We start from the raw sequence: 12,891 nt of genomic DNA on the forward strand, positions 1-12,891 counted from the left end.
TCGCGTCGCTGCACCCAACCCTCTGAGGTCAACCCATGTCTTCGGCCACCCCACCGACCGGAACCGGGGCGCTTGCCAAACGCGAGGCGCGTCTGGCCTGGGCGCTGCTTGCTCCGACCGTGATCAGTGTTTCGCTTGTGGTGATCCTGCCTTTGCTGGCGATCTTCTGGATCAGCTTCAAACCGTTCACCCTGTCCGACCTGCGACCCCCTGCGCCGGTTGTCCGAGAAAGCCTGCGTGGATCAGGCGATGATCTGCGGATCGAATACCGTGTGCGCAATTCCAGTCAGGAGATCGCCGTCACGGGCGTGACTGTGACGGATGTATTGCCCGACGGTGTGACCGCTGGCGATGTTCTGGCTCCTTGTGTGCTGGAAGGTCAGGCGTTGTTTTGCGACTTTGGCACTTTGGAAGGCGGACAACGGGAACGCATTCGCATCCCGGTCACTCTGGATGGTGATCCGGACACCTTCGAAGACCTGATCGAAGGTTCGGAGCCCGACGTAACCGGCAGCGGGCCGAGCGTTCTGACCAATTTTGAGTTCAGCCTGGAAAACTATGCCCGCGTCTTTGACGGATCCGAATTCTGGGGCGTGTTGTGGGTCACGCTGTTCTACACGGTGTTTGGCACAATCGGGGCCTTGGTGATGGGTCTGTTTGCGGCCTTGTTGTTGAACAAAAGCTTCAAAGGGCAAGGGATTATCCGAGGGCTCTATCTGTTCCCCTACGTGGCGCCGGTGATTGCCGTGGCCTTTACATGGGTCACGTTGTTCGACCCGTTTTCGGGCTCGGCCAACGCATTGTTGGTTCAAATGGGCCTGAGCAATGAGCCGATCAACTTTTTCGGCGAACGCCCGCTCGCATTGATCATGGTCACCGTGTTCGAGATCTGGCGCTATTTCCCGCTGTCCTTCCTGTTCATCCTGGCGAGGATGCAATCCATCGACTCCAGCATGTATGAGGCAGCGGATATGGACGGGGCTTCGCCCTTCCAGAAGTTCTGGCTGCTGAGCATCCCGCAATTGTTGGGTATCCTGTCGGTGCTGTTCCTGTTGCGCTTCATCTGGACGTTCAACAAGTTCGACGACATCTTCCTGCTGACCGGCGGCAATGCGGGCACCCGCACGTTGACTGTAAACGTCTATGAACAGGCGTTCGCCATCTCGAATATCGGCGCGGGCGCGGCCGTGGCGGTTGTAATCCTGATGTGCCTGATCGCCTTTAGTTTCGTCTTCTTCCGCTTCATCAGCCGTGAGGAGGGTCTGTGATGCGCAAAGGATTTATCACCGGCCCGGTTCTGGGCGCGCTTTGGTTGGTTGTTATCGCCACAACAGTCGCCATTACCATGTCCTTCTCGACCGGCGCGGCGTTTCGACCCCAAGTCCTGCTCTGCCTGATCTGGGGAGCAGTCGCCGGTTTGGTCTATGTTCGCTTCCCAGCGCAGCGCGCACTTGCACGATTGGGCGTCTCTGCCCTTTTGGGTCTCTCTTGCCTGACCGGGTTTGGGCCGGTTCTGATCGGGTCGGACACCTCGCTTCAGGCAGTTCTGGTTACGGTTGTCGCCATGGCAGTCGTCACCCATGTTTCCCTGACGGCGATCCTGAGGGATACTCCGTTTGGAACGCTGACCCGCCATGAATTCGAGGACGCGGTGATCCGGTTCTGCACCGGATTTGGATACATCTTCTTTACGGCGATTGTAGTTATTCCATTCTACGTCATGGTGATGACCAGCCTGAAATCGCAACAGGCGCTGCTGCAGAACCCACTGGATTTCTCGGTCGACCTGTCGCAAGGCACGGCCCTGTTCCGCAGCTATACCGAGCTGTTCCGCGACTTCAATTTCGGCACCTATCTGTGGACGTCCTTCTATGTCTCGGTCCTGACCGTATTCATAACCCTGTTGTTCAGCGTCCCCGGCGCTTACGCTGTCGCGCGGTTCCGGTTTCAGGGTCAAAAGGCATTCTCACGCTCGATCCTGCTGATCTACATGGTGCCGATGATCGTTCTGGCACTGCCGATCTACATCGCGTTCTCGCTGACGGGCCTGCGCAATTCGATCCTCGGCATTGTCATGATCTACCCGGTCACAACGATCCCGGTCGCGCTGTACATGCTGCAGGGCTATTTCCGAGGACTACCGACCGAGGTCGAAGAGGCCGGTCTGATGGATGGTCTGTCGCGGCTGGCGGTGATCTGGAAGATCACCCTGCCGCTCAGCTTGCCCGCACTGGCGTCAGTGTCGCTCTATGTCTTCATGATCGCCTGGAACGAGTTCTTGCTGGCCTTCATGCTGCTTGACGATCCGTCGAAATTTACCCTGACCCGAGGCGTCACGATGCTGAACTCCTCGGAAATTCCCCGACAGCACCTGATGGCCGGTGCGGTGATTGCCACCGTACCGATCATGGCGCTGTTCCTCGGGCTTGAACGTTTCATGACCAAGGGCCTGACTGCGGGGTCTGTCAAAGGATGACTGAGATGAACCTACACACGAACCCCGACCGCGAGGCGCGCAACATCCTGATCGCCAATGATCGCGGCGGCTATACCATCCCCACTGCGGGGCTGTACCCGTACCAGTGGAACTGGGACAGCGCGATTGCGGCCCTTGGCTTTGCCGAGTTCGACATCGACCGGGCCTGGGTCGAGCTGGAGACCCTGTTTTCGGGCCAATGGGACGACGGTATGGTTCCGCATATCCTGTTCCACAAGCAGGATGACGGGTATTTCCCCGGACCGGATGTCTGGGGTGGGCACGGGCCGATCCCGTCCTCTGGCATCATCCAACCGCCGGTGGCTGCCACCGTGGCGCGAAAGATCTGGGAAAAGGATCAGGCTGCTGGTGAAGCGCGCATCCGCGCACTTTTCCCTGCCCTTTTGGCCTGGCACCGGTGGATTATGCAATGGCGGCTTGATGATCACGGAGCGGTCTGCACCACACATCCGTGGGAGGCGGGCCGCGACAACGCCCCGGACTGGGATGCTGCGATGGAAGGGGTCGATCCTTCTGGCGTCGGAGACTATCAGCGCCGCGACACCAGCCACGTCAACAGCGACGACCGGCCGACCAAATATGACTATGACCGATATATCAAACTGGTTCAGATCGGGTGTCAGGTCGAATGGGATCAACAAAAACTGCTGAGTCTGAACCCGTTCCGGGTCGCTGATCCGACGATGACCTTCATTACCCTGCGCGCCGCCCGTGACCTCTTGGCGATCAGCAATGGGCTGAACGTTGCCACCGATGGGTTGGTGGACGACATTCAAAAACTGGACACCGGTGCGCGATCCTTGTGGAACGCCGATCTCGGTTCGTTTGACTCGCGCGATGCACTGTCTGGTGAATGGGCGGGCAGCATATCGAACGCGTCGTATCTGTGTTGGTACGCTGGTGTTGACTCGCAACCGATGTTGCAACGCCTTAACGCAACGCTCCAAGCCGTTCCCTACTCTGTTCCCAGTTACGACCCAACCATGCCGAAATTCGATCAGCGCAGATATTGGCGCGGACCGACATGGGCGTTCATGAACATGCTGATCGGGTTTGGATTGGCTGACATGGGGCACGCAACCGAAGCTGAAACACTGCGTCGCAAAACCTCGGATCTGATTTCCGGCAACGGGTTTGCAGAATACTACGATCCGCTGACCGGCAGCCCGGCAGGCGGAAATTCATTCACCTGGACGGCCGCTGTCTGGCTGCACTGGGCGGGGAGGAACTGATGGGTAGCATTGAACTGAAAGCCGTTGAAAAGTGGTTCGGAACAGCGCAGGTCATCAAAGGTATCGATCTAAGCATCAACGAAGGCGAATTCGTCGTTTTCGTCGGCCCATCGGGATGCGGCAAGTCCACTTTGTTGCGCATGATCGGCGGTCTCGAAGATATCTCGCGTGGGGGCTTACATATCAACGGCGCAGACGTCACGGACCACCCCCCGTCCAAGCGGGGACTGACGATGGTGTTCCAGTCCTATGCGCTCTATCCGCATCTGACGGTGGCCGAAAACATGGGCTTTTCACTCAAAGTGGCAGGTGTCCAAAAATCGGAAATCGCCGAACGCGTTGGCACGGCGGCCGATGTTCTGAAGCTTGGCCCCTACCTGGAACGCCGCCCGAAAGACTTGTCTGGTGGACAACGGCAGCGAGTGGCGATCGGACGCTCGATTGTGCGGGACCCTACCGCCTTTTTGTTTGATGAACCTCTGTCAAATCTGGACGCCGCACTTCGGGTCGAGATGCGGTATGAGATTGCCAAACTGCACCAAAGCCTTAAACGCACGATGATCTACGTGACGCATGATCAGGTCGAGGCCATGACTTTGGCGGATCGGATCGTGGTTCTGGAATTTGGCAAGATCGCCCAGGTCGGCACGCCTCGGGAATTGTACGAACGTCCCGCGAACCTGTTTGTGGCTCAGTTTATCGGTAGCCCTAAGATGAACATTATGCCCTGTGAAACCGACGGTGATACCTATCAGTTGAAACATGGCGGCAGTGGTACTTATGACCGTACTGGCCAGGCCAAGCACCTGGGCATTCGCCCGGAACATATAGGACTGACACAACCCGGTTTGGGTCAAAGTGACGGATTGATCGAGGTCATCGAGTATCTTGGCGCTGATACATTTCTGATCGTGAACAGCGGTGAGGAAGAGATGGTGACGGTGCGCCTGAGCGGAGACACGGACTTAAAGGCGGGTGACAAAATCGGGCTGGAGTTTCCAACTGAGAAGCTCCATTTCTTTGACGAAAACGATCAGGCCCTCTGAAACCTCGGCGAGTGTTGGAGTGCGCCGCTGATCAACCACCCACTTAGGAACCGTCAGATGGGATTGGGATAAGCAAATGCGCCAAAACTGACACGTAAATGCACTCTCCGAGGCGTATCCCAAGTTGTGCCGCTGCAACACCGAGGTTGACAGTCAAACCGCAATTGGCTCACGTCGGGACAACAGCATTTCGGAGGTGTAATGCGGATTGTCAAAAACTCACATCGTGCTGGCGCGAAGCTCATAGCTTCAGCTCCGTATCCTTCGACAGACGCGCAACGCGTGTCGGATCTTTTGGCTTTATGCCCGGCCGCCAGGGAAACACCACTGGTCAATGCCGACGGTTTAGCCCCAGTGGCGCATCTGTGGGTGAAAGATGAGCGATCCCGGATGAACCTGGGCTCTTTCAAAGCGCTTGGTGCGGCATACGTCATCGCCCGCCACGCCGCCGAAAAATCTTCTTCTCCAGACGAAACAACTTTGACCGGGCAAACCTATGTCACCGCGAGCGCCGGAAACCACGGGATGAGCGTTGCTGCCGGCGCCAGAGTATTTGGTGCCGAAGCCGTGGTGTTTATCGCGGAAACTGTGCCCGACTCCTTTGCTGATCGACTGCGTGAACAAAAAGCCAAAGTCGTCCGCAGCGGAGAGGACTATGCCGCAAGTATGCTTGCTGCAAGTCAGGCGGCTGAAGAAAACGGCTGGATTCTATTGTCGGACAGTTCATGGGAGGGCTATTTTGATGCCCCCTATGTTCTGATGGAGGGGTATCTCCAAATGGCCGCAGAAGCGGCGCGGCAATGCCCCGAACCGCCCACGCACATTCTGTTGCAGGCCGGTGTGGGTGGATTGGCCGGAGCCGTCGCAGCTTACGCCCGAAAAGTTTGGGGGGATGATCCCCAGATCGTCGTTGTCGAACCAGACTCGGCACCCGCTCTTCAGGCCAGTATCGAACAAGGGACATGTGTCTTTGCCGACGGACCAGACAGCATCATGGGACGGCTGGACTGCAAAGAACCCTCTCTAATCGCATTGAACGGGTTGGCCAGAGACGCAGACCTGTTTCTTACGCTGACCGACGATGAAGTCGCAGGGCAGCTTGAAGCGATGGCGCGGACCGGGCTGCACACGACCGCATCCGGCGGTGCCGGATTGGCCGCTGTTATGGACCTACATGCCAAAGCCGCAATTGGCATCGGCCCTCAAGCCCGCGTTCTGTGCATCCTGTCAGAGACCGCCGAATGAGGGGCTTTGAACAGGCAGAATTCGAAACGCGCACCAAGCGGGCGCAAGCCATGATGGAGCGCCACGGTCTGTCTGCTCTGTTGCTGACAACCGAACCTGAAATCCGGTACTTTACAGGGTTTCTGACCCGGTTCTGGGAAAGCCCCACGCGCCCCTGGTTCCTGATAGTGCCCATCTCAGGCCAGCCGGTCGCCGTGATGCCGTCCATCGGGGCCGCCCTTATGGCAAAAACCTGGATTCGGGATGTCCGGACCTGGGTGTCGCCTGACCTGCAAGATGACGGCGTTACGTTGCTGGCTGATGCGCTGACCGAGCTGACGCCAACAGATGGGATCATTGGGACGCCGGATGGGCATGAAACCCATCTGCGCATGCCACTGGCGGACCTCAATCGCGTTCGCAAAGCCATCGGAACGCGGCAGATCGACTCCGATCGCGGGATCATGCGTCAGTTGAGGATGGTGAAATCCGACGCCGAAATCGATAAGATCAGAACCGCCTGCCAGATTGGCGGTCGGGCTTTCGCTCGTGTGCCCGAATTTGCCCATGCTGAAACCACACTGGACGCGGTCTTTCGGCAGTTTCAAATGGTTTGTCTGGAGGAAGGTGCAGACTGGGTACCGTATCTTGCAGGCGGCGCCGAACACGGCGGGTACACAGACGTCATTTCCCCGGCACGCACGACCCCTCTGAAACACGGTGACGTTCTAATGCTGGACACCGGTTTGGTATGGGACGGGTACTTCTGCGACTTTGATCGAAACTGGTCCGTCGGGTCTGCGGACCCGTCTGTCCGCAGCGCCCATGCCCGATTGATCGAAGCTTCGGATGCTGCTTTTGCGCAGGCCCGGCCCGGAAAGACAGCGGCAGACTTGTTCGAAACGATGAATTCTGTGTTGTCCGGTGGCATCGACGGTACCGAGGCCGGACGTTTGGGGCACGGGCTTGGGATGTCACTGACGGAATGGCCGTCTCTGATCCCAACCGATCATACCGAACTGTTGCCTGGCATGGTCCTGACACTGGAACCCGGCATCGAAGTGAACGGCAAAATTCTGGTGCATGAAGAAAACATTCTGATCACAAACGCTGCGCCACAATACTTAAGCCCGCGCATTGGACCGGACCTGCCTCAACTATGACCACCCTGCCCTATACCATCGATCCAGATGATCCGCGCATCAGCCCAATGGGCCTGATCGTACTGCAGACAGATGAAACCATCGAACCAGAATTTCACACCCTGTTCGCGCAAAACCCAAGCCCCATCTACGTTACCCGAATTCCGAGCGGGGCCAATGTCAGCACCGATACGCTGTCGCAAATGCAGCAAGACCTGCCAGCAGCTGCAGATCTTTTACCCAAAGCACGGCCCTACCGCGTCGTGGGCTATGGCTGCACATCGGCAAGCTCGGTGATCGGTTCAGACCAGGTCGAAAGATTGGTCAAGCAATCCTGCAATACGGCCACCGTTACAAACCCTCTGAAGGCCGCTGCCGCGTGCGCCGCCGATCATGGCGTGGATCGGTTCGCTCTGCTCTCGCCATACATCGAAGAGGTGAACACACATTTGCGTCAGGCGTTCGCACAATTTGGCATACATATGGACTTATTCGGTACATTCGGCGAATCCGAAGAGGCCATGGTGGTGCGAATATCAACCGAGTCCGTGGTCGAGGCTGCAGTTCGTTTGGGCTCGGACGATGCGGTTGATGCGGTTTTTCTGAGCTGTACTAACCTGCGAACGATGGCGGCCATCCCAAAAATCCAGGCTCGCATCGGCAAACCTGTGCTGTCCAGCAACCAAAGTCTGGCCTGGCACATGAAGCGCCTCAATATGTCGCAAACCTGATCCAAAACGACGTTCGTGATAACCCACCCGCTTTACGGACTTGCGAGCATTTGCTAGCCTCGGCAACAATGCACGAGAAGATCAATGAAATTCGGCCCACCCGGATAATCATTTGACGCAACAGGGGGTCTTGTGACCGACAAAAATAACGACGCCGCGTTTGTTGAATTTCAACGCGTTCAAAAATCTTATGACGGTGAGAACCTTGTCGTCAAAGATCTCAACCTGGCGATGCCAAAGGGCGAATTCCTGACCATGCTCGGGCCGTCCGGATCAGGTAAAACGACCTGCCTGATGATGCTTGCCGGATTCGAAACTGCCACACATGGCGAGATTCTGTTGGATGGCAAACCCATCAACAACATCCCTCCGCATAAACGCGGTATCGGGATGGTGTTCCAGAACTATGCCCTGTTCCCGCATATGACGGTGGCCGAGAACCTCTCGTTCCCGCTGGAGGTCCGCAAACTCGACAAATCCACCCGCGAAGCCAAGGTCAAACGCGCGTTGGACATGGTGCAGATGGGTGCGTTTGGCAATCGCCGCCCGGCGCAGCTTTCGGGGGGGCAGCAGCAGCGGATCGCCCTGGCGCGCGCGTTGGTGTTCGAACCGGAACTGGTTTTGATGGACGAACCGCTGGGCGCGCTCGACAAACAGCTGCGTGAGCATATGCAGTTCGAGATCACGCGCCTTGCGCATGAGCTGGGCATCACCACCGTTTACGTGACCCACGACCAGACCGAAGCGTTGACAATGTCCGACCGGGTTGCGGTGTTCGACGACGGCCGCATTCAGCAGCTTGCGCCACCGGATCAACTGTATGAAGAACCTGAAAACAGCTTCGTCGCGCAGTTCATCGGTGAAAACAACACGCTGGAAGGTGTGGTCAAATCGATCGACGGCGATGCCTGTCTGGTGCAACTGGATGACGGTTCGGAAATCGACGCGGTTCCGATCAACGTGCACAATCCGGGCGAACGGACCAAGGTTTCGATCCGCCCCGAACGTGTGGAATTCAACAAGGACCGTCTGCATGCCGATGCGCATACGCTGAAGGCGACGGTCAAGGAATTCATCTATATGGGTGACGTGTTCCGCTTCCGAATGTCGGTCGCCGGCAATGACGAGTTCATCGTCAAGACCCGGAACGCCCCCGATGCCATCCGCCTGCAGCCCGGTCAAGAGATCGATATCGGCTGGCTGGCCAAGGACTGTCGTGCGCTTGACGCATAGACCAAACCGCGCGGTACAAGCGCAGTTTCACTGAGGGACCGGCTGGCGAAAACCCGTGCGTCAGCTGACCATACAACAAACGGGAAGTACTGGGAGTAACACATGAAAACAACAAAGACACTGCTGACTGCAGCGGCTCTGGCAACAGCGGCCGGTGGCGTTTCTGCCGAAGAGATGACCATCGTCTCATGGGGCGGCGCCTATTCCAAATCGCAGCTTAAGGCGTATCACGAGCCCTATTCGGAAAAGACCGGCGTCACCATCCTGAATGACGATAGCTCGGCCGAAGCGGTGGCCAAACTGCGCGCGATGAACGAAGCGGGCAACATCACCTGGGACGTTGTTGACGTTGTGGCGGCGGATGCGATCCGTCTGTGCGACGAAGGTCTTGCGCTGGAAATCGACCCTGACACCATGCTGGCGCCTGCGCCCGATGGCACTTCGGCTGCGGATGACTTTGGCGACTTGCTGGTGAGCGACTGCTTCATCCCGCAGATCGTTTATTCCACCACTTTCGGTTATCGTACTGATCTGGTTGGTGACACTCCGCCGACTGACGTCTGTGCAGTATTCGACACCGAGGCTTATCCCGGCAAGCGCTCGCTGGAAAAGCGCGCGATCAACAACATGGAATGGGCTCTGATCTGTGACGGCGTCGCAAAAGATGACGTTTATGATGTGCTGGCAACGTCCGAAGGACAGGATCAGGCACTGGCCAAGCTGGCAACGATCAAAGACGATGTTGTTTGGTGGTCTGCCGGTGCTGACACGCCGCAACTTCTGGCTGACGGCGAAATCGTCATGGGTTCAACCTATAACGGCCGTCTGTTCAGCGTCATCGAAGAGCAGAAACAGCCCGTCGCCATGCTGTGGGACGCGCAGATCTTTGACCTGGACGGCTGGATCATCCCGGCCGGTCTGAGCGAAGAGCGTCAGCAGCGCGCGCTGGACTACATCATGTTCGCAACCGACACCCAGCGTCTGGCGGATCAGGCCAAGTACATCTCGTACGGTCCGGCCCGCGCTTCGTCGGCTCCGCTGGTGGGTCAGCACGCCGAACTGGGCATCGATATGGCACCACACATGCCGACCGACCCGGAGAACGCCAAGAACACGTTCCTGTATAACTACGAGTTCTGGGCCGACTACCGCGACGATATCGAAGCCAAATTCCAGGCATGGCTGGCGCAGTAAGTGCTTGAAATTTCGACACATTCGGGGGCGGTACGCCGCCCCCGGACCCAAGAAAACCCAAGGGGCATCGATGACTGACGCAAGCCAAAACGCCGGACCTATGCTGGCAGCGGATGGAACGCCGCTTAAGCAATCGCTGGCACGTTCGTTGCGGCGGCAAAAGCTGCGCGCGCTGATGCTCATTGCTCCACTTTTGCTGTTTGTTCTTTTCTCGTTCATCGTGCCGATTGCGTCGATGCTGTTCCGGTCGGTGGAAAACAGCATCGTTGAAGAAACGCTGCCGCTGACGGTCGAGGCGTTGCAAAACTGGGACGAGACCAGCGGCGAACTGCCGGACGAGGCCGTCTATGACGCCTTTGTCCGCGATATGGTTATCGCTGTCGACAATAAGACACATACGCGTCTCGGCTCGCGTCTGAACTATGAAGAAACTGGGATGTCTTCTTTGTTCCGCCGGTCAGGACGCAAGCTTGGTAAGCTGGACCCAGAAACGGATGGACCGTTCAAGGAGCAGCTGATCGAGATTCACGAAGGCTGGGGTGAGCCGCAGACATGGGCGGTGATCAAGACCCACTCGCCTGCTGTGACCAACGGCTATTTCCTGAACGCGGTCGACATGCGCCGCACACCCGAAGGCGCGCAATCGCAGCCCGAGGACAAGCAGATCCTGATCAAACTGTTTGGGCGCACCCTGTTCATGTCACTGGTGATCACCGCGTCCTGTATCTTGCTGGCCTATCCGGTCAGTTACCTGCTGGCGACCCTGCCGATGCGGGTATCGAACCTGCTGATGATCCTGGTCTTGTTGCCCTTCTGGACCTCGCTTCTGGTGCGCACCTCGGCATGGAAGGTGATGTTGCAGCAACAGGGCGTGATCAATGAAACGCTGGTTTGGTTGGGATTAGTGGCAGATGATGCAAGGCTGGTGATCATCAACAACCAGATCGGTACCATCATTGCGATGACGCATATCCTGCTGCCGTTCATGATCCTTCCAATGTATTCGGTAATGCAGACCATTCCGCCCTCCTACACCCGCGCGGCGAAATCCATGGGCGCGACCAACTGGACGACCTTCTGGCGCATCTACTTCCCGCAATCCATACCGGGCATCGGCGCGGGCTCGATCCTCGTGTTCATTCTGGCGATTGGTTACTACATCACGCCCGAGATCGTGGGCGGCACCAAAGGTGTCTTCATCTCGAACCGAATTGCCTACCACATCTCGTCCTCGCTGAACTGGGGACTGGCCGCGGCATTGGGGACGATCCTGCTGGGCGTCGTGCTGCTGCTCTACTGGGTCTACGACAAGATCGTCGGCATTGATAACGTGAAGCTGGGATAATCGACATGGCCGCACTTACTCCGATATCCCGCAAACCTCTGTCCATGGTCCTGCCCAGCGTCGCGCTGGCAGGGGCCTTCGCCGGGGTTTTTGTTGGCGCGGGCAATGGCTCGGTCTTTCTTGGCATTTTTGCCGGGGCGGCCCTGATCGCCGCACTGGCTTGGGTCTACATCACTGTTCTCAAGAACGAAAAGCTGGCCCGCTGGATCACCATCCTCGGCTTCGGCGTCGCGGGCTTTCTGTTTTCGGGCCCGATGGGCGGCGTTCTGGGCCTGCTTGGCGGCTGGTTCTTCAGCTGGTTCATCTTCTGGCTGTATGAGGGCCGTTATCGTCAGAAATTGCTGCCCTACCTGACGCCAAAACAGGTGTTCTATCACTATCTGTTCCGTGTGATCTGCGGCGCGATCTTCGTCTTCCTGATCACTCCGATCCTTGTGGTTCTGCCGCTTTCGTTCAACGCGCAAGACTTCTTTACCTTCACGCCCGAGATGCTACGGCTGGACCCCGAGGGGTATTCGTTGAAGCATTACCGAGACTTCTTCACCAACAATGAATGGCAGCGCAGCTTCAAGAACTCGCTGATCATCGCGCCGATTGCGACAGTGATCTCGGTCTCGCTGGGCACACTCGCAGCAATTGGCCTGAGCCAGAGCCACGTTCCCGGTCGTCGCGCCATCATGGGCATCCTGATCTCACCCATGATTGTGCCGCTGATCATTTCCGCCACTGGCATGTTCTTCTTCTACAGCGATATCGGTCGCTTCATGGAAGGCACGCTGGGCATGAATAAAAACTTCGTAGGCTATGTGAAGGTGATCCTTGCCCACGCCGTTCTGGGCATTCCCTTTGTTATCATCACCGTGACCGCAACGCTGGTGGGCTTTGACCGCTCGCTGACGCGGGCGGCGGCGAATATGGGTGCGGGGCCGGTGCGGACCTTCTTCAAGATCCAGATGCCGCTGATCCTGCCGGGTGTGATCTCGGGGGGGCTGTTTGCCTTCATCACCTCGTTTGACGAGGTGGTCGTGGTGCTGTTTGTCGGCTCGGCAAGCCAGAAAACGCTGCCGTGGCAGATGTTCACCGGACTGCGCGAACAGATCAGCCCAACCATTCTGGCGGTTGCAACGATCCTTGTTGTGCTGTCGATCGCGCTGCTGACCACGGTCGAGTTGCTTCGCCGCCGGTCCGAGCGTCTGCGGGGTCTCTCCCCCGCTTGACGCAAAGGCGCACCTGATTTAACGATTCAC

11 protein-coding genes are annotated in these 12,891 nt (G+C 57.6%); all 11 read left to right on the forward strand.

Annotated features, from left to right (window positions below):
• Positions 1-35: 35 nt before the first annotated feature.
• Positions 36-1,268, forward strand: a complete 1,233-nt coding sequence (locus tag ACR0CR_RS14130; RefSeq protein ID WP_480600084.1) for a carbohydrate ABC transporter permease — start codon at positions 36-38, stop codon at positions 1,266-1,268.
• Complete coding sequence (locus ACR0CR_RS14135; RefSeq protein WP_480600086.1) at positions 1,268-2,476, forward strand: carbohydrate ABC transporter permease; 1,209 nt, start codon at positions 1,268-1,270, stop codon at positions 2,474-2,476. Before ACR0CR_RS14130 ends, ACR0CR_RS14135 begins: the two co-directional genes overlap by 1 nt.
• Positions 2,477-2,481: 5 nt before the next feature.
• Positions 2,482-3,729: an MGH1-like glycoside hydrolase domain-containing protein gene (locus tag ACR0CR_RS14140; protein ID WP_480600088.1), complete on the forward strand. Its 1,248-nt coding sequence runs from the start codon at positions 2,482-2,484 to the stop codon at positions 3,727-3,729.
• Positions 3,729-4,775 (forward strand): ABC transporter ATP-binding protein, encoded by a 1,047-nt coding sequence (locus ACR0CR_RS14145; protein ID WP_480600090.1) that lies wholly within the window; start codon positions 3,729-3,731, stop codon positions 4,773-4,775. Before ACR0CR_RS14140 ends, ACR0CR_RS14145 begins: the two co-directional genes overlap by 1 nt.
• Positions 4,776-4,976: 201 nt before the next feature.
• Positions 4,977-6,020: a pyridoxal-phosphate dependent enzyme gene (locus tag ACR0CR_RS14150; protein ID WP_480600091.1), complete on the forward strand. Its 1,044-nt coding sequence runs from the start codon at positions 4,977-4,979 to the stop codon at positions 6,018-6,020.
• Complete coding sequence (locus tag ACR0CR_RS14155; protein ID WP_480600093.1) at positions 6,017-7,162, forward strand: M24 family metallopeptidase; 1,146 nt, start codon at positions 6,017-6,019, stop codon at positions 7,160-7,162. Before ACR0CR_RS14150 ends, ACR0CR_RS14155 begins: the two co-directional genes overlap by 4 nt.
• Positions 7,159-7,872, forward strand: a complete 714-nt coding sequence (locus tag ACR0CR_RS14160) for a maleate cis-trans isomerase family protein (protein ID WP_480600095.1) — start codon at positions 7,159-7,161, stop codon at positions 7,870-7,872. Before ACR0CR_RS14155 ends, ACR0CR_RS14160 begins: the two co-directional genes overlap by 4 nt.
• A gap of 132 nt (positions 7,873-8,004) precedes the next feature.
• Entirely contained in the window at positions 8,005-9,105 is a 1,101-nt protein-coding gene (locus ACR0CR_RS14165) for an ABC transporter ATP-binding protein (protein ID WP_480600096.1), read from the forward strand.
• 102 nt (positions 9,106-9,207) lie between these two features.
• Entirely contained in the window at positions 9,208-10,299 is a 1,092-nt protein-coding gene (locus ACR0CR_RS14170; RefSeq protein ID WP_480600098.1) for an extracellular solute-binding protein, read from the forward strand.
• Between the two features lie 70 nt (positions 10,300-10,369).
• The gene (locus ACR0CR_RS14175; protein ID WP_480600099.1) at positions 10,370-11,644 is read left to right on the forward strand and encodes an ABC transporter permease; all 1,275 of its coding nucleotides are present in this window, start codon (positions 10,370-10,372) and stop codon (positions 11,642-11,644) included.
• 5 nt (positions 11,645-11,649) lie between these two features.
• A complete protein-coding gene (locus tag ACR0CR_RS14180) occupies positions 11,650-12,861 on the forward strand; it encodes an ABC transporter permease (RefSeq protein ID WP_480600100.1) in 1,212 nt (403 codons plus the stop codon).
• Positions 12,862-12,891 lie beyond the last annotated feature (30 nt).

Source organism: Ruegeria sp. AM2 (genome assembly GCF_056540685.1).

Coding starts and splice junctions, on each gene's coding strand:
- ACR0CR_RS14175 (WP_480600099.1), top strand. CDS start 10,370: ATGACTGACGCAAGCCAAAACGCCGGACCTATGCTGGCAGCGGATGGA.
- ACR0CR_RS14140 (WP_480600088.1), top strand. CDS start 2,482: ATGAACCTACACACGAACCCCGACCGCGAGGCGCGCAACATCCTGATC.
- ACR0CR_RS14150 (WP_480600091.1), top strand. CDS start 4,977: ATGCGGATTGTCAAAAACTCACATCGTGCTGGCGCGAAGCTCATAGCT.
- ACR0CR_RS14170 (WP_480600098.1), top strand. CDS start 9,208: ATGAAAACAACAAAGACACTGCTGACTGCAGCGGCTCTGGCAACAGCG.
- ACR0CR_RS14160 (WP_480600095.1), top strand. CDS start 7,159: ATGACCACCCTGCCCTATACCATCGATCCAGATGATCCGCGCATCAGC.
- ACR0CR_RS14180 (WP_480600100.1), top strand. CDS start 11,650: ATGGCCGCACTTACTCCGATATCCCGCAAACCTCTGTCCATGGTCCTG.
- ACR0CR_RS14130 (WP_480600084.1), top strand. CDS start 36: ATGTCTTCGGCCACCCCACCGACCGGAACCGGGGCGCTTGCCAAACGC.
- ACR0CR_RS14155 (WP_480600093.1), top strand. CDS start 6,017: ATGAGGGGCTTTGAACAGGCAGAATTCGAAACGCGCACCAAGCGGGCG.
- ACR0CR_RS14135 (WP_480600086.1), top strand. CDS start 1,268: ATGCGCAAAGGATTTATCACCGGCCCGGTTCTGGGCGCGCTTTGGTTG.
- ACR0CR_RS14145 (WP_480600090.1), top strand. CDS start 3,729: ATGGGTAGCATTGAACTGAAAGCCGTTGAAAAGTGGTTCGGAACAGCG.